This is a genomic window from Lutibacter flavus (genome assembly GCF_900188355.1).
Classification (GTDB): Bacteria; Bacteroidota; Bacteroidia; order Flavobacteriales; family Flavobacteriaceae; genus Lutibacter; species Lutibacter flavus.
Genome location: NZ_FZNX01000001.1, coordinates 1,122,047 through 1,140,325, shown reverse-complemented (window position 1 = coordinate 1,140,325; position 18,279 = coordinate 1,122,047). Strand labels below are relative to the sequence as shown.

The following is an 18,279-nucleotide window of genomic DNA, read 5'->3' as shown; positions in this document are numbered from 1 at the left end:
CGTACTTTCAACTGCTAATGGATCAGACCCAGCGCCTTTTACTGTATTTGCACCAACAAATGATGCTTTTGGTGATTTACTTACAGAATTAAACGTTGCTGTATTAGACGATATTGATGAAGCTACATTAACAGCAACTTTAAATCATCATGTTGTAGGAGGAGCAAACGTTGTTGCTGCTCAATTATCAGATAATATGACTATTACAACCTTGGGTGGAGATATTACTGCAAATGTATCTGGTGGAGCAAGTTTAACAGATGCTAATGGAAGAGTTAGTTCAATTATTGCCGTAGATGTACAAACTGCAAATGGAGTTATTCACGTAATTGATAAAGTTGTATTGCCTAATTTAAATTAAAAAATTAATAGTTTAAAAAGAACAATCTGAAGAGGTTGTTCTTTTTTTTTCAATAAACATGGTGAAAATTAAAAAAATATTCTATTTTTGTTTAAGTTAAAACAACAATTAATGAACAATATTAAGTCAGAATTTACAATTAAAGATCTAGAGAATTTTTCTGGGATTAAAGCGCACACAATTAGAATATGGGAAAAACGGTATAACTTACTGGAGCCAAATAGAACGGAATCTAATATTAGATATTACAATCTTCAAAATCTTCAAAAGTTGCTCAATGTAGCATTTTTAAATAATAATGGTTTAAAAATCTCCAAGATAGCAGAATTATCTGAATCAAATATTGTTATAAAGGTTAGAGAATTAGTAACGAAAACCGGTATTAATGAGCAAGCTTCTAATGCATTAAAACTATCAATGTTAAATTTTGATGAAAATATGTTTAATGAAACATATAATAATTTAGTTGTTAATTCCTCATTTAGAGAAATATTTAAAAATGTTTTTATCCCTTTTATAAATGAAATAGGTATGCTTTGGCAAGTAAATTCTATAACACCTGCACACGAGCATTTTATTTCAAATCTCATTCAGCAAAAAATACAGATTAATATAGAAAGGTTGCAGTTGTCTAAGCCAATTAATTTAAAGAAGGTTTTTGTGTTATATCTTCCAATGAATGAAATTCATGATTTAGGTTTATTGTATTTGCATTTTGAAATATTGCTGCATGGCTATCAGTCTGTTTATTTGGGCCAGAGTGTTCCGGTAAGTAATTTAAATGATGTTCAAAATGTATTTAATTCTGTTTGTTTTATAAGTTATTTAACCGTGGAGCCATCTCAAATATCTGTAAAAGAATACATTGAAAAGGTAAAGGGAGAGGTTTTGTCAAGTTCAAATAATGAGTTGTGGTTGCTAGGAAGAAAAATTCAAGAATCAACTGAGATTTTAGAATCATCTAATGTAAGAACATTTAATTCTGTTATAGATTTGATCAAGTATTTATAAAAGATTAAAATAAATTTGTTTTTTGTTTAACTTTGTGGTATATTTGTTAAACATTATGAGAAATTTAATTATAATAGGTTCCGGATTTTCATCACTTTCAGCTTCGTGTTACTTAGCTCAAAAGGGATTTAATGTTACTATTCTTGAGAAAAACTCAAGTGTTGGTGGCAGAGCACGTGTTTTAGAACAAGATGGTTTTAAATTTGATATTGGTCCAACTTGGTATTGGATGCCAGATGTTTTTGAGAAATTTTTTAATGATTTCAATAAAAAACCATCAGATTATTATGACTTAAAAAAGCTAGCTCCTGCTTATCAGGTTTATTTTGATGTACTTGAATCTTTAACCATTTCAGATAATATAGAAGAAATCTATACTATTTTTGAAAAGGAGGAAAAAGGGAGTTCTAAATACCTTAAAAAGTTTTTAAAAGCTGCAAAATTCAATTATGAAATTGCAGTTAATAATATGGTTTACAAACCAGGTAATTCTATAGCAGAGTTAATCACTTTTGATACCATTAAAAATGTAAATCAGTTTTTTAAAAGTATTAGTACAGAAGTTAGAGCCAATATTAAAAGTAAAAAGTTAATTCAAATATTAGAATTTCCTGTACTGTTTTTAGGCGCAAAACCATCAAACACTCCAAGTTTTTACAGTTTTATGAATTATGCCGATTTTGGTTTAGGAACTTGGCATCCGGAAGGAGGAATGTTCGAAGTGGTAAAAGCTTTTGTTTCTTTAGCAACAGAATTAGGAGTTACCATTAAAACAAATCAAAATGTTGAAAAAATTGAAGTTAAAAATGGGAAAACTATTGGTGTAACGGTTGATGGTTTGTTTATGCCTGCAGACATAGTAGTTAGTGGTGCAGATTATCATCATTCAGAAACATTATTAGATAAGAAACATAGAATGTATTCTGAAAAGTATTGGAGTAAAAAAACATTCGCACCTTCATCATTATTATTTTATGTAGGTTTCAATAAAAAATTAGAAAATGTTGCGCATCATACCTTGTTTTTTGATACAGATTTTGATGTGCACGCAGTAGATATTTACGATACGCCTCAATGGCCAAAGGAGCCGCTTTTTTATGCTAGTTTCCCAAGTATAACCGATAATAGTTTTGCCCCTATTAATAATGAAGCGGCTACTTTTTTAATTCCAATTGCTCCTGGTATTGAAGATACTCCAGAAATTAGAGCGCATTATTTTAATGTTATTATAGAGCGATTGGAAAAATTAACCAACCAAAAAGTATCTGACAACATTTTATTTAAACAATCTTATTGTGTAAATGATTTTATAGCAGATTATAATTCATACAAAGGAAATGCCTACGGGTTGGCAAATACATTAACTCAAACGGCTTTTTTAAGACCAAAAATTACCAGTAAAAAAGTACAGAATTTATTTTTCACAGGTCAATTAACTGTACCAGGACCTGGTGTTCCGCCATCAATAATTTCAGGAAAAATTGTTTCGGAAATGGTTTTGCAAAACGCTATTTAAATTAAACTACTTATATTAACTAAAAAAATTAAAAATTATGAAGCAATTATTTGATGACACTTCATTTATTTGTAGCAAAATTGTTACGAAAAAATACAGTACTTCTTTTTCTTTGGCCGTAAAAATGTTGTCTCCAAAAATTAGAGAAGGTATTTATAGTATTTATGCTTTTGTGAGGTTTGCTGATGAAATTGTTGATTCCTTTCACGGTTATGATAAAAATAAATTAATTAATCAGTTTGAAGCGGATTATTATGCCGGTTTGGAAGCGGGTATTAGTTTAAATCCAATTTTAAACAGTTTTCAACAAACGGTAAAAAAATACAAAATCACCGATGATTTGGTGCAAGCTTTTCTAACAAGTATGAAACTTGATTTAAATAAAACCGAATATGAAACAGAAAAAGAGTACAATAATTATATTTATGGTTCAGCAGATGTGGTTGGATTAATGTGTTTAAAAGTATTTGTTAATGGTGATAATGAAATGTATGAATCTTTAAAAAGTTATGCAATGCGATTAGGTTCGGCATTTCAAAAAGTAAATTTCTTAAGAGATTTAAAAGATGATTATGAAATTTTGAACCGTTCTTATTTTCCAGGCGTAAATTTTGAATCCTTAAATTTGGAAGCTAAACAATCAATTATTAATGAAATTGAGGAGGATTTTGTTGAAGCATATAAAGGTATAAAGTTATTACCTTTAGAAGCAAAGTTTGGTGTTTATACAGCTTTTATTTATTATAAAAGATTGTTGTCTAAACTAAAAAGCACTCCATCAGAGAAAATTTTAACCACGAGAATTAGAGTTTCTAATCCGATGAAATTAAGCTTATTGGCAAGATCGTTTGTTGTTTTTAAATTAAATTTATTATAGTTTTATAAAATGAGATTTTTAATTTTTTTAGTTTTTTTTAATTTTGGGTCAACTAATAATGGTTTAGATGTTGTTAGAAATGATTTTCCAAATATAAATTCTTTAGAGCAAGCTGAACGATCTTTAAATGAATTGGAAAAAAATGAAGATGAAACCTCAAAAGGTTATTATGCTGCAATGCTATTTATGAAATCTAAATATGTTAAATTTCCTTTAACAAAACTTAAATATTTTAAAAAGGGTAAATTATTACTAGACGATTTAGTGATTAATCATCAAAATAATATTGAAATTAGATATATTCGTTTTTTGCTTCAAAGTGAAATGCCAAACTTTTTAGGTTATAATAAAAATTTAGAAGAAGATTATTTAGCGATTATTGAAGGTGTGGAGTCTTATAATTTAAGTAGTAATTTTAAACTTAGGATGCTAAATTATATGTTACTTTCTAAAAATATTTCTGGTCAAAAAACACAAAGAATTAAACAATTATTAAATAATTTATAATGTTTGCATTAATTACAATTGGTACTTTTTTATTGATGGAATGTGTTACTTGGTTAACGCACAAGTTTGTAATGCACGGTTTTATGTGGTATTTTCATGAAGACCATCATCAGCCTAGATACCAAAATTGGTTCGAAAGGAATGATGTATTTTTTATAATTTTTGCTATTCCGAGTATCGCCTTATTTTACTTTGGTGTGCAAGATGGTTTAAACTATTTGTTTTTTATTGGTTTGGGAATTATGTTATATGGAATAGCATATTTTTTAGTGCATGATGTTTTAATTCATAAACGTTTTAATTGGTTTAATAAAACAAATAATAAGTATTTAATAGGATTAAGAAAAGCACACAAAGTGCATCATAAACATTTGGGTAAAGAGGAAGGCGAATGCTTTGGAATGTTATTTGTGCCTTTTAAATATTTTAAAATTTAATGAGTCTATATTTAATTTTAAATTTCGCATCATTTATAGTTCCGTTTGCCTATAGTTTTGAAAAGAAAATGAACTTTATAAAATGGAGGAAACCTGTTTTTTTATCTCTTTTTATTGTTGCTTTCTTTTTTATAATTTGGGATATTATTTTTACAAAAATGGGTGTTTGGGGATTTAATCCAAATTATCACGTTAATCTTTTAATTTTTGGTATTCCGTTAGAAGAAATATTATTTTTTATTTGTATTCCTTATGCCAGTATTTTTACGCATTACGCAGTGGGTTACTTTTTTCCAAAACTTCAATTATCTAAAAAAGCAACAAATTATATAACAATTTCACTATTTATATTGTCGGTTGTTGTGTTAATTTTAAATACAGATAAATGGTATACCTTTATAAATCTGCTTGTTTTTACAGGTTTGTTAGCTTATTCATTTATTAACAAGAATACTATTTTACAAAAATTCTATATTACCTTTTTAGTGATATTAATTCCATTTTTTATAGTAAACGGAATTTTAACAGGAAGTTTTATTGAGAATGAAGTTGTTTGGTATAACAACAACGAAAATTTAGGAATCCGTTTATTTACAATTCCTATTGAAGATACTTTTTATGCATTTAGTATGCTTTTTGCTAATTTAATTTTAATTGAAAAATTCAAAGTAAAATTCAATAAAAAATAACCCATGTAAATTAATTGAATGAAAAAAGAAGTTTCTGTATTTTGGTTTAGAAGAGATTTAAGATTAGAAGATAATTGCGCAATGTTTCACGCGTTAAATTCTGAATTTCCTATACTTCCTGTTTTTATTTTTGATACTAACATTTTATCGGAATTACCAAAAAATGATGCTAGAGTTCAATTTATTCATCAATCGTTGGCGAAAATTAATGATGAATTACAGAAAGAAAACGCTTCATTATATATTTTAAATACAAATATAACAGATGCTTGGGAACAAATTTTTGAGGAATTTGATGTGAAAAATGTTTTCTTTAATAGAGATTATGAACCTTATGCAACTAAACGAGATGCAAAAATTTCAAGATTTTGTAAAGAAAAAGGGGCTACTATTTTCAATTTTAAAGATCAAGTTATTTTTGAAAAAAGTGAAATAACAAAAGCTGATGGTTTACCTTATACGGTATACACACCATACAAAAAAAAGTGGTTGTTGGAGTATAATAATAGTTCAATTCGGCAATTTCCTTCAGAAAAATTAAGTAGTAAATTTTTAAAAGAAACGTTTCACTTTCCTACGTTAAAAGAGATTGGTTTCGAGAAAAATAAGATTGAAGTGTTGCCAATCAATTCAAAATGTATCGATAATTATGTACTGTACAGAGATATTCCTTCAATAGGAACTTCAAACATATCAGTGCATTTGCGTTTTGGTACGGTAAGCGTTCGAAGATTAATCGCATATGCCATTAAAACAGAAGCAACTTTTACAAGTGAATTAATTTGGCGCGAATTTTTTATGCAAATTTTGTATCATTTTCCAAAGGTTGTAAATGAAAACTTTAAAGCGAAATACAATTTTATTAAATGGAGAAATAATGAAGAAGAATTTAAATTGTGGTGCGAAGGTAAAACAGGTTATCCAATTGTAGATGCTGGAATGCGACAATTAAATGAAACAGGTTATATGCATAATCGAGTTAGAATGATTGTTGCTAGTTTTTTAAACAAACATTTATTGATAGATTGGCGATGGGGAGAAGCGTATTTTGCTCAAAAACTATTAGATTTTGAATTGTCAGCCAATAATGGAAACTGGCAGTGGGTTGCAGGTACCGGTTGTGATTCAGCTCCATATTTTAGAGTTTTTAACCCAACAACACAGCAACAAAAGTTTGATTCAGATTTTAAATATATTGAAAAATGGAATCCCAATTATAAAGTAATTCCAGAAATTGTGGAACATAAATTTGCTAGAGAACGTTATTTGACGGTGTTAAAAAAAGCTTTGCTTAATTAGGTGCTGCTAATTTTGAAATCATTCCATTAAATACAAAATAATGAAATGGTACAACGGTATACCAATACAAGCGTCCTGCAATACCTTTAGGTCTAAATGTAGCAGTTTGATATAATATATTTTCTTCTATTTTAAATTCTAACCAAGCCTCTCCAGGAATTTTCATTTCAGCATAAAGTAACAGCCTTTTATGGTTTTTATCGGCATAAATTACACGCCAAAAATCGAGGGAATCACCCACATTAAGTTCTGTTGGATTTGTGCGGCCTCTTCGTAAACCGATGCCTCCAAAAACCTTATCAAAAAAACCTCTTAATTTCCATAAGAAATCTCCATAATACCAGCCATTTTCTCCTCCTATTGCCCAAATTTTATTTATAGTTTCTGTTGGATTATTAATGGAACGTTGCTTAATATCTTTAAAGCATCCATAAGAGGGTACATTTATATATTCATGAGCTTTGTGTTGCAAACGACCACTTATAAATGAGTCTTTCCAACTAGAAACAATACTATTCTGTTCAATTTTTACAAATGCATTTTTTATCGCTTTTTTGTAAGAAATTGGTTTTATATCTAGTAGTTCATTAATATTACTAGGTTTTCCAATAATTTCAATTCCCATACTATTTACAAGTGAAGCTGCTAGTTTATAAGATGTTGATGTTACAAAGTATAGCCAATAAGAAGATAATTTTGGGGTCATAATTGGTACTGTTAAAATGTATCTTTTAAGACCTCTTATTTTTGCGAATTCAAGCAGCATTTCTTGATATGTTAATATTTCCGGACCAAAAATATCATAAGAATTACTATATAATTTTTCATTTCCAATTGCTTTCAATAAAAAATTTAAAACATCTCTTATAGCGATAGGTTGTGTTTTGGTATTTAACCATTTTGGAGCAATCATTACAGGTAATTTTTCAACTAAATCTCTTATTATTTCAAATGAAGAACTTCCAGAGCCAACAATAATACCAGCTTTAAAAGTAGTTAGTGAATATGTGTTTGATTGCAAAATGTTTTCTACATTTTTTCTAGATAATAAATGTTTAGAAAGTTTAGTGTCATTAGTAATACCACTTAAATATATAACTTGTTTGGCTGCTGTTGTTTCAATAAATTCCTTGAAATTTTGTGCACATTTTTCTTCTAAAGAATGAAATTCAGTTGAAGAATTAGACATTGAGTGAATTAAATAATAAGCGACATCAATATCTTTTGGAATAGTTGATAAAGTGTTTGGTTTTAAAAAGTCAGATTCAACAACAGTAATTAGTTCATCTTCTTTATTGAACGGATGAGCTCTAGAAGCATCTCTTACCGAGCAAACAACTGAATATCCTTCATTTAACAATAAAGGGATTAATCGTTTTCCAATATAGCCTGTTGAGCCTGTGACAAGAATTTTCATTAGTTATATAGTTGAAGATTAATATATTGTAATTTTATTGTTACTTTATTTTCTATCATTTTTGTCATTCCTGCTTAGGCAGGAATCCATACGTTCTAAAATTAAATTCCTGCCTACGCAGGAATGACAGTTACTTTCAGCTTTTGTTGGTGAAAAACACCAATAATCGAACGTTTATCTAAACACACAAAAAACTACTTTTTAGGTCTTTGGTACTCTAATCTCTCTTTTAAATTTGGGATAGAATAGCCATCCAAACCATTAATAGCCGCAATAGCCCCTTTTGATAAATTGATAAAGCCATCATCTTCAATTAGATTTTTTTCAACATATAAACCTTGTATTTCCCCAATAACAAGTTTAGTGTTGTTAGATTTTATATCATATTCTTCAAGATATTTCATAGCTAATTGAATTGGGCTGTTTTTTACAAAAGGTGCATAAAAGTTATTTTTATAATCAGTTTCTAAATCTGTCACATCAAATTCTGAAATAGACTTGTCATATTTTGCTGATGTATGGTGAGCGTCTTTTAATATTTTTTCATGAATATGATTGATTGTAAAATAACCAGTTTCCATAATGTTTTCATAAGTATTTCTAGGAACAGATGTTGGTCTTAAAATAAAGCCTAATAACGGCGGCGAAGATCCTAAATGTATTACTGAACTAAAGATAGCTAAATTTGTTTTATCATCAGTCGATTTTGTTGCAATTAAATTAGCTGACTTATATCCTGCACAGCTATTTATAAGATTAATTTTATATAAGTGTTCCAAAGAATTAATATCCGTATTATTGAAATAATTCATTATAAACTTTTAAAATTGTTAATTTTAATGTCTTTAGATTTTAGGTCAAACATTAAATTGTAGAGTCCAAAAAACGTTCTGTTGATATAAATAAAATGTTTGGAGCCTCTATTTCCATTCATATTTTTAAGTTCGCTACTTTTTGAATAACGTTCACCTAATTCAGCAATTTGTTTAAAGAAATCTGGATTGGAAAAATCGAATGTTTCTTCATGAAATGGTTGTGTAAATAAACTTAACATATCATGAAACATAGCCGTGAAAAAAGTTAATTCTTCATCAGAATCATCAGTCCTTAAAATTTCTAACTCAAATAATGTTTTTTTAAATAATTGAACATTATTAATATTTTCTTGTTTTGCTAATTCAAAATAAGGAATATAAAATTCATTTGGAATGGTTTTCATACAACCAAAATCGATTGCAATTAATTCACTGTTTTCAGAAATTAAAAAATTTCCAGGATGCGGATCGGCGTGTACCTTTTTTAAAATATGTATTTGATACATATAAAAATCCCATAGCGCTTGCCCTAATTTATTAGATTTTTCTTGGTTTGAATTATGTGCTGTAAATTCGGATAAATGTTCGCCATGCATCCAATCCATTGTAATAATTCTTTCTGAAGATAAATCTTCATAATAGCTTGGAAATTTTAAGTTTGGTATATGAGCGCAAGCTTTCACAATTTCTTTACTTTGTTTAATTTCAAGTATGTAATTGGTTTCTTCAATTAATTTATCTTCAACTTCCTTAAAATATTTATCAGAATCTTTACCTTTAATATTAAACATACTTATTGCGATGGGTTTCACCAAAGCTAAATCACTAGAAATACTATTTGCAATTCCTGGATATTGTATTTTTACAGCTAAATTTTTACCGTTTTTAGTTGCTTTATGAACTTGCCCAATACTTGCAGCGTTAACAGAGCGTGCATTGAAAGTGTCGAATAACTCGCTTGGAGATTTTCCGAAATATTTTTTAAATGTTTTCATAACCAAAGGTGCTGAAAGCGGAGGTACAGAAAATTGTGATAAAGAAAATTTTTCTACATAAGCTTGGGGTAAAATACTTTTTTCCATGCTCAACATTTGAGCCACTTTTAAAGCACTTCCTTTTAATTTTTTTAGCCCATCATAAATATCTTCAGCATTGTTTTTATTTAAACGATCTTTTGCTTCTAGTTCAGTATTTACTAGTTTATCTCCATAATATTTTAAATAATTTACACCAACTTTTGCGCCGGTTTGCATTAGTTTTGAAGCTCTCTGTATTTTTGAAACGGGAATAGAATCTATGGTTTTTATCATTCTTAAATTAGTTTACATTCATTTTTTCTTTATATAAAAATTTGCCAAGATCAATCATACTTTTTAAAGGTGTAGTATCTAGCAAATCAAAACTGGTATTTACAGATTTTTCAATAAAAATATCTGTCTTTTCAAAGGAAGGAGAAGTGTCGTTCATCCAAAAATTTATAGTAATTAAAAGTTGCATCCAAGCAGTTTCTTTAATTCCTTTTTTCTGAATTTGTGTAATTTTTTTCTCTTTAAAATCAACTGTTTCAATTTCAAGTTCATCAATGTAGTTAGTAAATCCTTTTTTTAATTCTGAAAGTGTAGCTAATTTTTTTAAATGTGCGGAGTTCTTTTTTAACAAAAGTAAAATATAGCTTCTATTTGCTGAAAGGGTTTCGAAAAATGTAAAATAAAAACTTAATAATTTGTTTCTTGAATCAAAAGATGCGTATTCTTCACTTTTGTTTAAAGTTTCTATTGTGTTGTTTAAAAATGTTTTAAGGATTTCTTTTTCTATCGCTTCAAAAGAACCAAAACAGGTATAAAATTGAGCTTCTTCAAAATTGTTTGCTTTTGCAAAAGCAAAAACAGATTTGGGAGGTGTATTGTTTTCTAATATATAGGTCATATAACTAGAAATGATTTCGTCTTTTGTTATTTTTTTTCTTTTTGCCATAATAATTGTAATATTGTTTAACTTAATTTAATGCAAATTAAACAAAAAATTATAAACAATACTATTTTTTTTAATAAATAAAACTTATAAAGATATAGGATAAACAAATTATTTTATTTGAGTTATAAATATTTTTTGTTTATCTTTACACAAAATAAATTAAACAAAATGAATAACAAATTTGCTGTCACAAGAAAAGAACACTTTAATTCGGCACATAGATTGCATAATGCACTGTGGTCCGATGAGAAGAACACAGCTGTATTTGGTAAATGCAATAACCCTAATTATCACGGTCACAATTACGAATTAGAAGTGAAAGTAATTGGTGTTGTTGATAAAGATACTGGGTATGTAATTGATACAAAACAGCTATCAGACTTAATAAAAGAACATGTGCTAGATAAATTTGATCATAAAAATTTGAATTTAGATGTTGAAGATTTTAAAACGTTAAATCCAACAACTGAAAATATAGCAATGATTGTCTATATGATTTTAAGACCTCTTATGGAGGAAAAATATGAATTAAAAATTAAACTTTATGAAACACCAAGAAACTTTGTTGAATACCCCTATTAATGGGACTAAACTAAATGGTTTTACGTTTGATGAAATAGGTGATGACCATTTATATACAGGAATTGAAACTCCAATGACGAGAGATGCTTTTGTGTTAAGTGATGATGAAAAGAAAGAAAAAATAAGCCATTTATTTGCTCAAATAATGGATGTAATGGGTTTGGACTTAACGGATGATTCTTTAAAAGGAACACCAAAAAGAGTTGCTAAGATGTATATTGATGAAATTTTTTCGGGATTAAATCCTGTTAATAAACCAAAAATTGCATTGTTTGATAATAAATACCAATACAATCAAATGTTGGTTGAAAAAAACATTCAGTTTTATTCAAATTGTGAGCATCATTTTGTGCCAATTTTTGGAAAAGTACACGTGGCTTATGTTTCATCTGGAAAGGTAATCGGACTTTCTAAAATTAACAGAATTGTTCAGTATTTTGCAAATAGACCTCAGGTGCAAGAGCGTTTAACCAATCAAATAGCTCTAGAACTTTCAGATATTTTAGAGACGGATGATGTGGCTGTAATTATTGACGCAAAACATTTATGCGTTGCTTCAAGAGGAATAAAAGATGATTCATCAGCTACTGTAACAAGTTTTTTTGGCGGTGTGTTTAATAATTCAAAAAAAATTGTCGAACTTCAAAATTATTTAAAACTATAAATATGGAGTTAATTGAAAAAGCATTGGAATTTGAACAACGCAAGCTATCATTAAAAAGTACAAATGAAAGGATTTTAGCCTCTAGAGAAGTTAAAGCTTTGATATTGGAAATAAATGAATTGTATAAGAAAAATAAAGATCCAGAATTAATGGATTTAATGAAACGACTAACGGTTATAAAACGGAAAATTGAAAAGCGACTAAAATATTAATTTTTTAATTATGAAGACAATTGTTATTATTGGCGGTAGTAAAGGAATTGGAGGTGCTATTTTAAAGAATCAGCTTAATACACATAAAGTTGTAAATATAAGCAGAACAAAACCTACTATTAGTCACGAAAATTTAACACATTATTCATGTGATGTTTTAGTAGATGAGTTGCCTGATTTAAGTGAATTAGATAGCCTAATTTATTGCCCTGGCAGCATTAATTTAAAACCATTTTCAAGACTTAAAATTGAAGAGTTTCAAAGTGATTTTGAAATTAATGTTTTAGGGGCCATTAAAGCAATACAAAAATATTTACCACAATTAAAGAAAAAAAATGGTGCAACCATATTGCTTTTTAGCACTGTTGCAACTAAATTAGGAATGCCTTTTCATACCAGTATCGCATCGGCAAAGTCGGCTGTAGAAGGGCTTGTGAAATCTCTAGGAGCAGAGCTAGCTCCAAAAATTCGTATTAATGCCATTGCGCCTACAATTACAAATACAACATTAGCTGAAAAAATATTAAGAAATGATGCAATGAAAGAAGCAATTGCAGAGAGACATCCGCTAAAAAAATATTTAATACCACAAGAAGTAGCTGATATGGCAGATTTTTTGATTTCCGAGAAATCAGGGTCAATGTCTGGGCAAATAATAAGTTTAGATTGTGGTATTGTAACTTTTAAAAGTTAATAATTATGAAATTAATAGTAATAATAACAACTATGTTTAGTTTGTTTTTTTCAACAGTAACTACAAATAATCCAATATCTATGAAACCTATAGCATCAATTTATGATATTTCTATAAAAAGTTTATCGGGAGAAATAATAGATTTATCAAAATTTAAAGGCAAGAAAATTCTTTTTGTGAACACCGCTTCAGAATGTGGATTTACTAAACAATATGCCGATTTGCAAAAATTGCACGAAACTTACAAAGATAAATTGGTTGTAATAGGAGTTCCTTGCAATCAGTTTGGCGGTCAGGAACCTGGAAATGCTATGCAAATTCAATCTTTTTGTCAGGTTAATTACGGAGTTACATTTTTAATGACTGAAAAGGTTGATGTTAAAGGTGATAATCAGCATTCTTTATATAAATGGTTAACTCAAAAAGAATTAAACAAAGTTAAAAGTAGTTCTGTAAAGTGGAATTTTCAAAAATATTTATTAGATGAAAATGGCAATTTTATAGATTATTACTATTCAATTACAAAACCAATGAGTAGTAAAATTACAAAACAACTATAATGAAACAATTTATGTGGTTAGTATTGTTTTTACTAATAAATTTTTCGGCACTTGGTATTGGTAGTTGGCTAATGAATAGTGGCCCAACTTCAAATTGGTATCTATCATTAAACAAAGCTCCTTGGACACCACCAGGCTGGGTTTTTGGTGTTGCTTGGACAACTATAATGGTCTGTTTTTCAATATATTTATCGTATTTGGTAAACATAAAAGTAAGTAATACTTTTTGGATGCTGTTTATAATTCAGTTTGTTTTAAATGTATCTTGGAACTTTATATTTTTTAATCAGCACGCCATCGGTTTTGCCTTAATTGTAATTATTTTACTTACGGTTTTAGTTGGTTATTATACATTCAATTTTCTTTCTGATATGAAATTAAAATCCTTGTTAATTGCACCATATTTTGTGTGGCTCTTAATTGCAACTAGTTTAAATGCTTATTCTTACTTAAAAAATTGAATTTCATGAAATTTTCATCAAAAGGAATAGTTTACCGATTGTCTTCAAAACAAAAATTGCCAATTTCAGTTGATGAGGCTTGGGAGTTTTTATCAAATCCAAAAAATTTAAAAACAATTACGCCAGATTATATGAGTTTTGATATTATTTCGGGAGCAGACAAGCCAATGTTTGCAGGGCAAATAATTCAGTACATTGTAACACCTGTATTAGGAATAAAAACAAACTGGGTCACTGAAATTACACAAGTGGTTGACAAAAAATATTTTGTTGATGAGCAACGTTTTGGACCTTATGCTCTATGGCATCACAAACATTTTATAAATCCAATTGAAGGAGGGGTAGAAATGGAAGATATAATAGATTATAAAGTGCCATTAGGATTTATTGGGAGGTTGGTGCATCCTTTTTTAGTAAAACCTAAGCTAACAGAAATTTTTAACTATAGAACAAAAAAGTTAGTCGAACTTTTTGGTGAAATTAACAAATAAAAAAATGTTTATCTTAAATTATATAACAATTATGGCAGCAGTAATATGCACAAGTTTAACAATTATTGATTTTAATAAAAATAGTAGCCTTGTAGGATGGAGGGTGGTAAATGATGTAGTAATGGGGGGTAGGTCTAATAGTTCAATTAGTATTGATATTGATGGGAATGCAGTTTTTAAAGGAGAAGTTTCTTTGGAGAATAATGGTGGATTTTCATCACTAAGACATCGTTTTGAAAAAATAAATGTATCTAAATTTAAAATTATTAAAATTCGTTTAAAGGGAGATGGAAAGAAATATCAGTTTAGGGTTAAGCCATCTATGTTTAATCAATATTCATATATAAACATTTTTGAAACAACTAGTGAATGGCAAACTATTGAAATTAAACTAGCGGATTTGACTCCTACCTTTAGGGGGAGAAAATTAGATATGCCAAATTTTTCTGGAACCGAATTAGAAGAGCTTGGGTTTTTAATAGGAAATAAGAAAAATGAAGAATTTCAATTGATAATTGATAGTATTATTTTAGAATGAAAAAAAGGCCGTTGATACCCAATGCAATTATATTTGATAAGACAAAAGAGCTAGAAAAGTTTCAGAATGAATCGCTACGCCCAATTATTAAATCATTAAATGATTTATTATTCGTTTATTTTCAGAATTACGCTGGGTTAAGAAAAATAGCTATATTAAAAGCAACGGAAGTCGAAAGAAATAAATTTATTACAACTACTTTTTTGAAAGATCATCAATTAAAAAACGAAATAAAAGGCTTTGTAATTGGTCATTTTTCTGTTGAAGAGTATAATTTCTATAAAAACTCAACTAAAGAAATTAATAAAAGAATTATTGGAATTGTTAAACAACGCATTTTAAGTTTTTATGAAATTTAGGAAGTTATGAGTAAAAAAAGGAATAGAACAGGTTTTAAATTTACACCATATAAGGCTGAAATAAAAAGTCCTTTTGAGGTGCTGTTTGATATTTTTAAAGAGTTAATTACCCATACTTCAGGAGATTTTGATGAAGCTATTGATTGGTTAAAAACGCTTGATAAAGAATATAAGCTTACAACCGATGCCTATACCATAGATGATTTTATTGAAGATTTAAAAAATAAAGGGTATTTAAAAGAAATCATAACGCCAGACGGAAATTCTAAAAGTAGTATTACAGCAAAAACAGAAAGAGAGATTCGAAAAAATGCATTAAATCAAATTTTCGGAAAACTTAAAAAAAGTGGTTTAGGTAATCATAAAACAAAAACTACTGGTATTGGAGATGAGCATACTGGTGATTATAGAAATTTTGAGTTTGGAGATTCGTTAGATCGTTTATCAATTACAGAAAGTTTAAAAAATGCTCAAATTAATCACGGTTTAGGGAGTTTTAAATTAACTGAGCAAGATTTGGTTGTTGAAGATACACATCATAAATCTCAAATGAGTACGGTACTTATGATTGATATAAGTCATAGTATGATTTTGTATGGTGAAGATAGAATTACACCAGCTAAAAAAGTGGCAATGGCATTGGCAGAGTTAATTACCACCAGATATCCTAAAGATACCTTAGATATTTTGGTTTTTGGAAACGACGCTTGGCCTATAAAAGTAAAAGATTTACCATACCTTCAAGTAGGGCCTTATCATACAAATACTGTTGCAGGTTTAAAGTTAGCAATGGATATTTTAAGGAGAAAAAGAAATACAAACAAACATATTTTTATGATAACCGACGGTAAACCAAGTTGTTTGCAATTGTCTGATGGTACTTATTATAAAAACAGTAATGGATTAGATAAATTTATTGTTGAGAAGTGTTATAATATGGCTGCTCAGGCAAGAAAATTACACATTCCAATTACAACTTTTATGATTGCTCAAGACCCTTATTTACAATCTTTTGTTGAAGAATTTACAGTATCAAATAGAGGGAAAGCTTTTTATACAGGATTGGAAGGTTTGGGTGAAATGATTTTTCACGATTATGAGAATAATAGAAAAAAAAGAATTAGATAATATGCATACTACTATAAAAACAATCAAAGAATTAAAAGAAGCGGGTTATATTTCAAAAAGTATAAAAGATGAATTGCGTTCTAATTTAATTGAGAATCTTAAAAAAAATAACGTTTCTTTTGAAGGTATTCATGGTTATGAAAACACTGTAATTCCGCAATTAGAAAGAGCAATACTGTCTAAGCATAATATCAATTTCTTAGGACTGCGTGGTCAAGCTAAAACAAGATTAGCCCGTTTAATGATTGAATTGTTAGATGAATATATTCCAGTGATTGAAGGTTCTGAAATAAATGACGACCCTTTAAATCCTATAAGTGCTTACGGAAAAGAACAAGTGTTAAAATATGGTGATGAAACAAAAATTAACTGGTTGCACAGAAGTAATCGTTTTTACGAAAAATTGGCAACACCAGATGTTACTATTTCAGATTTAATAGGTGATATAGACCCTATTAAAGCCGCAAATTTAAAATTAAACTATGCAGATGAAAGAGTGATACATTATGGAATGATTCCAAGAGCAAATCGATGTATTTTTGTAATTAATGAATTGCCAGATTTACAAGCCAGAATTCAAGTTGCGTTATTTAATATATTAGAGGAAGGAGATATTCAAATTAGAGGATTTCAGTTAAGAATGCCGCTAGATTTACAATTTGTATTTACAGCCAATCCAGAAGACTACACAAATAGAGGAAGTATAGTAACACCTTTAAAAGATAGAATTGGTTCTCAAATATTAACACATTATCCTAAAAACATTCAAGTTTCAAAAACCATTACTACGCAAGAAGCTAAATTACAGACTAATAGAGTTTGTGAAATTTACATACCTGAAATGGTAAAGGATTTGGTTGAACAAATTGCTTTTGAAGCACGTACCAGTGAATATGTAGATAATAAAAGTGGTATAAGTGCACGAATGAGTATTTCAGCCTATGAAAACCTATTAAGTGCAGCAGAATATAGGTGTTTAAGTTCAGGAGAAAAAACGACTACTGTTAGATTTAGCGATGTGTTAGGAGTTATTCCAGCTATTACTGGTAAAATAGAGTTGGTTTACGAAGGGGAACAAGAAGGCGCAGCTTTTGTAGCTGAATCTTTAATAGGGAATGCGGCTAAAACATTATTTGCAAATCATTTTCCTGCAATAAAAAAATTAAAACACGAAAATGAAAAAGATCCATATGGAGAGGTCTTAGATTGGTTTTTCGAAAATGGTTCTTTTGAATTGATGGATGATGCTTCTGAAAAAGATTATAGTACAATATTAAATAGCATTACACCTTTAGATTCCATAATAAATAAATTTATGTCAGAGATTGAAATTAAGGATCGCTTGTTTGTAAAAGAGTTTGTTTTATGGTCTTTGGTTGAAAATAAAAAATTAAATAAACAGCGTATTACAAAAGGATTTTCATTTAGAGATACACTAGGGGCCTATTTATCAAATTTATAAATTTAAATAGGACATTTATTAATTTATTTTTTGAGATAATTCTGCAGAAAACTATAAAAAGATGGTCACTCCTAATTTTGAATTAAATTTAATTATTTTTTCACTTATTATTTAATTCTAAAACACATCCAAAACAAAAATTATCAATAGTTTTCATAAAAAATGAAGGTTAAAGTTTTGTTATTGAATTGTTAATTTTGTTACAGAGCATTTCAAAGCAGATCG

The 18,279-nt window shown here is 28.4% G+C and carries 23 protein-coding genes; 19 read left to right on the top strand and 4 right to left on the bottom strand.

Features of this window, described 5'->3' with window-relative positions:
• From CHB63_RS05020 to CHB63_RS04985, 8 genes are all read left to right on the top strand, one after another.
• Window positions 1-361 (top strand): fasciclin domain-containing protein (locus CHB63_RS05020; protein WP_141107273.1); only part of this gene is annotated, 361 nt, incomplete at its 5' end.
• A 111-nt stretch (window positions 362-472) separates the two neighbouring features.
• Entirely contained in the window at window positions 473-1,372 is a 900-nt protein-coding gene (locus CHB63_RS05015) for a MerR family transcriptional regulator (RefSeq protein WP_089377304.1), read from the top strand.
• Between the two features lie 55 nt (window positions 1,373-1,427).
• A complete protein-coding gene (locus CHB63_RS05010) occupies window positions 1,428-2,888 on the top strand; it encodes a phytoene desaturase family protein (protein ID WP_089377303.1) in 1,461 nt (486 codons plus the stop codon).
• A gap of 37 nt (window positions 2,889-2,925) precedes the next feature.
• The gene (locus CHB63_RS05005; protein ID WP_089377302.1) at window positions 2,926-3,765 is read left to right on the top strand and encodes a phytoene/squalene synthase family protein; all 840 of its coding nucleotides are present in this window, start codon (window positions 2,926-2,928) and stop codon (window positions 3,763-3,765) included.
• Window positions 3,766-3,774: 9 nt separating this feature from the next.
• Complete coding sequence (locus CHB63_RS05000) at window positions 3,775-4,272, top strand: hypothetical protein (protein ID WP_089377301.1); 498 nt, start codon at window positions 3,775-3,777, stop codon at window positions 4,270-4,272.
• The gene (locus tag CHB63_RS04995; RefSeq protein ID WP_176420254.1) at window positions 4,272-4,709 is read left to right on the top strand and encodes a sterol desaturase family protein; all 438 of its coding nucleotides are present in this window, start codon (window positions 4,272-4,274) and stop codon (window positions 4,707-4,709) included. The genes CHB63_RS05000 and CHB63_RS04995 overlap by 1 nt, the downstream gene beginning before the upstream one ends.
• Entirely contained in the window at window positions 4,709-5,398 is a 690-nt protein-coding gene (locus CHB63_RS04990; RefSeq protein WP_089377299.1) for a lycopene cyclase domain-containing protein, read from the top strand. The genes CHB63_RS04995 and CHB63_RS04990 overlap by 1 nt, the downstream gene beginning before the upstream one ends.
• An 18-nt stretch (window positions 5,399-5,416) precedes the next feature.
• A complete protein-coding gene (locus tag CHB63_RS04985; protein WP_089377298.1) occupies window positions 5,417-6,697 on the top strand; it encodes a cryptochrome/photolyase family protein in 1,281 nt (426 codons plus the stop codon).
• Here the strand turns inward: CHB63_RS04985 and CHB63_RS04980 are convergent.
• The 4 genes from CHB63_RS04980 to CHB63_RS04965 all read right to left on the bottom strand — a co-directional run bounded on the left by CHB63_RS04980 (window position 6,690) and on the right by CHB63_RS04965 (window position 10,903).
• Window positions 6,690-8,114 carry an SDR family oxidoreductase gene (locus CHB63_RS04980; protein WP_089377297.1) on the bottom strand — a complete coding sequence of 475 codons (1,425 nt, stop codon included), beginning with the start codon at window positions 8,112-8,114 and terminating at the stop codon, window positions 6,690-6,692. The two genes, CHB63_RS04985 and CHB63_RS04980, sit on opposite strands and share 8 nt — an antisense overlap.
• A 194-nt stretch (window positions 8,115-8,308) precedes the next feature.
• Window positions 8,309-8,926 carry a flavin reductase family protein gene (locus CHB63_RS04975; protein ID WP_089377296.1) on the bottom strand — a complete coding sequence of 206 codons (618 nt, stop codon included), beginning with the start codon at window positions 8,924-8,926 and terminating at the stop codon, window positions 8,309-8,311.
• A complete protein-coding gene (locus CHB63_RS04970; protein WP_089377594.1) occupies window positions 8,926-10,236 on the bottom strand; it encodes an ABC1 kinase family protein in 1,311 nt (436 codons plus the stop codon). Before CHB63_RS04970 ends, CHB63_RS04975 begins: the two co-directional genes overlap by 1 nt.
• A 10-nt stretch (window positions 10,237-10,246) precedes the next feature.
• Window positions 10,247-10,903 (bottom strand): TetR family transcriptional regulator C-terminal domain-containing protein, encoded by a 657-nt coding sequence (locus tag CHB63_RS04965; protein ID WP_089377295.1) that lies wholly within the window; start codon window positions 10,901-10,903, stop codon window positions 10,247-10,249.
• Between the two features lie 168 nt (window positions 10,904-11,071).
• Here CHB63_RS04965 and CHB63_RS04960 point away from each other — a divergent pair, with 168 nt between their 5' ends.
• Genes CHB63_RS04960 through CHB63_RS04910 form a run of 11 tightly spaced genes read left to right on the top strand, consistent with a single transcriptional unit; the run spans window position 11,072 to window position 18,054 of the window.
• Window positions 11,072-11,485, top strand: coding sequence for a 6-pyruvoyl trahydropterin synthase family protein (locus CHB63_RS04960; RefSeq protein WP_089377294.1), 414 nt, complete (start codon window positions 11,072-11,074; stop codon window positions 11,483-11,485).
• On the top strand, window positions 11,448-12,149 hold the full coding sequence (folE, locus tag CHB63_RS04955) for a GTP cyclohydrolase I FolE (RefSeq protein ID WP_089377293.1): 702 nt from the start codon (window positions 11,448-11,450) through the stop codon (window positions 12,147-12,149). Before CHB63_RS04960 ends, folE begins: the two co-directional genes overlap by 38 nt.
• A gap of 2 nt (window positions 12,150-12,151) precedes the next feature.
• Window positions 12,152-12,361 (top strand): hypothetical protein, encoded by a 210-nt coding sequence (locus CHB63_RS04950; protein ID WP_089377292.1) that lies wholly within the window; start codon window positions 12,152-12,154, stop codon window positions 12,359-12,361.
• A gap of 10 nt (window positions 12,362-12,371) precedes the next feature.
• The gene (locus CHB63_RS04945; RefSeq protein ID WP_089377291.1) at window positions 12,372-13,055 is read left to right on the top strand and encodes an SDR family NAD(P)-dependent oxidoreductase; all 684 of its coding nucleotides are present in this window, start codon (window positions 12,372-12,374) and stop codon (window positions 13,053-13,055) included.
• A 32-nt stretch (window positions 13,056-13,087) separates the two neighbouring features.
• Window positions 13,088-13,615 carry a glutathione peroxidase gene (locus CHB63_RS04940; protein ID WP_394335310.1) on the top strand — a complete coding sequence of 176 codons (528 nt, stop codon included), beginning with the start codon at window positions 13,088-13,090 and terminating at the stop codon, window positions 13,613-13,615.
• Window positions 13,615-14,076, top strand: a complete 462-nt coding sequence (locus CHB63_RS04935) for a TspO/MBR family protein (RefSeq protein ID WP_089377289.1) — start codon at window positions 13,615-13,617, stop codon at window positions 14,074-14,076. Before CHB63_RS04940 ends, CHB63_RS04935 begins: the two co-directional genes overlap by 1 nt.
• Before the next feature lie 5 nt (window positions 14,077-14,081).
• Complete coding sequence (locus CHB63_RS04930; protein ID WP_089377288.1) at window positions 14,082-14,567, top strand: SRPBCC family protein; 486 nt, start codon at window positions 14,082-14,084, stop codon at window positions 14,565-14,567.
• A gap of 31 nt (window positions 14,568-14,598) precedes the next feature.
• Complete coding sequence (locus CHB63_RS04925; protein WP_089377593.1) at window positions 14,599-15,105, top strand: CIA30 family protein; 507 nt, start codon at window positions 14,599-14,601, stop codon at window positions 15,103-15,105.
• On the top strand, window positions 15,102-15,464 hold the full coding sequence (locus CHB63_RS04920) for a hypothetical protein (protein WP_089377287.1): 363 nt from the start codon (window positions 15,102-15,104) through the stop codon (window positions 15,462-15,464). The genes CHB63_RS04925 and CHB63_RS04920 overlap by 4 nt, the downstream gene beginning before the upstream one ends.
• Window positions 15,465-15,470: 6 nt before the next feature.
• Window positions 15,471-16,592 carry a vWA domain-containing protein gene (locus CHB63_RS04915; protein WP_089377286.1) on the top strand — a complete coding sequence of 374 codons (1,122 nt, stop codon included), beginning with the start codon at window positions 15,471-15,473 and terminating at the stop codon, window positions 16,590-16,592.
• Complete coding sequence (locus CHB63_RS04910) at window positions 16,561-18,054, top strand: MoxR family ATPase (RefSeq protein ID WP_089377285.1); 1,494 nt, start codon at window positions 16,561-16,563, stop codon at window positions 18,052-18,054. The genes CHB63_RS04915 and CHB63_RS04910 overlap by 32 nt, the downstream gene beginning before the upstream one ends.
• The last annotated feature ends 225 nt before the right edge of the window (window positions 18,055-18,279 follow it).

Coding starts and splice junctions, on each gene's coding strand:
- CHB63_RS05015 (WP_089377304.1), top strand. CDS start 473: ATGAACAATATTAAGTCAGAATTTACAATTAAAGATCTAGAGAATTTT.
- CHB63_RS05010 (WP_089377303.1), top strand. CDS start 1,428: ATGAGAAATTTAATTATAATAGGTTCCGGATTTTCATCACTTTCAGCT.
- CHB63_RS05005 (WP_089377302.1), top strand. CDS start 2,926: ATGAAGCAATTATTTGATGACACTTCATTTATTTGTAGCAAAATTGTT.
- CHB63_RS05000 (WP_089377301.1), top strand. CDS start 3,775: ATGAGATTTTTAATTTTTTTAGTTTTTTTTAATTTTGGGTCAACTAAT.
- CHB63_RS04995 (WP_176420254.1), top strand. CDS start 4,272: ATGTTTGCATTAATTACAATTGGTACTTTTTTATTGATGGAATGTGTT.
- CHB63_RS04990 (WP_089377299.1), top strand. CDS start 4,709: ATGAGTCTATATTTAATTTTAAATTTCGCATCATTTATAGTTCCGTTT.
- CHB63_RS04985 (WP_089377298.1), top strand. CDS start 5,417: ATGAAAAAAGAAGTTTCTGTATTTTGGTTTAGAAGAGATTTAAGATTA.
- CHB63_RS04980 (WP_089377297.1), bottom strand. CDS start 8,114: ATGAAAATTCTTGTCACAGGCTCAACAGGCTATATTGGAAAACGATTA.
- CHB63_RS04975 (WP_089377296.1), bottom strand. CDS start 8,926: ATGAATTATTTCAATAATACGGATATTAATTCTTTGGAACACTTATAT.
- CHB63_RS04965 (WP_089377295.1), bottom strand. CDS start 10,903: ATGGCAAAAAGAAAAAAAATAACAAAAGACGAAATCATTTCTAGTTAT.
- CHB63_RS04960 (WP_089377294.1), top strand. CDS start 11,072: ATGAATAACAAATTTGCTGTCACAAGAAAAGAACACTTTAATTCGGCA.
- folE (WP_089377293.1), top strand. CDS start 11,448: ATGAAACACCAAGAAACTTTGTTGAATACCCCTATTAATGGGACTAAA.
- CHB63_RS04950 (WP_089377292.1), top strand. CDS start 12,152: ATGGAGTTAATTGAAAAAGCATTGGAATTTGAACAACGCAAGCTATCA.
- CHB63_RS04945 (WP_089377291.1), top strand. CDS start 12,372: ATGAAGACAATTGTTATTATTGGCGGTAGTAAAGGAATTGGAGGTGCT.
- CHB63_RS04940 (WP_394335310.1), top strand. CDS start 13,088: ATGTTTAGTTTGTTTTTTTCAACAGTAACTACAAATAATCCAATATCT.
- CHB63_RS04935 (WP_089377289.1), top strand. CDS start 13,615: ATGAAACAATTTATGTGGTTAGTATTGTTTTTACTAATAAATTTTTCG.
- CHB63_RS04930 (WP_089377288.1), top strand. CDS start 14,082: ATGAAATTTTCATCAAAAGGAATAGTTTACCGATTGTCTTCAAAACAA.
- CHB63_RS04925 (WP_089377593.1), top strand. CDS start 14,599: ATGGCAGCAGTAATATGCACAAGTTTAACAATTATTGATTTTAATAAA.
- CHB63_RS04920 (WP_089377287.1), top strand. CDS start 15,102: ATGAAAAAAAGGCCGTTGATACCCAATGCAATTATATTTGATAAGACA.
- CHB63_RS04915 (WP_089377286.1), top strand. CDS start 15,471: ATGAGTAAAAAAAGGAATAGAACAGGTTTTAAATTTACACCATATAAG.
- CHB63_RS04910 (WP_089377285.1), top strand. CDS start 16,561: ATGAGAATAATAGAAAAAAAAGAATTAGATAATATGCATACTACTATA.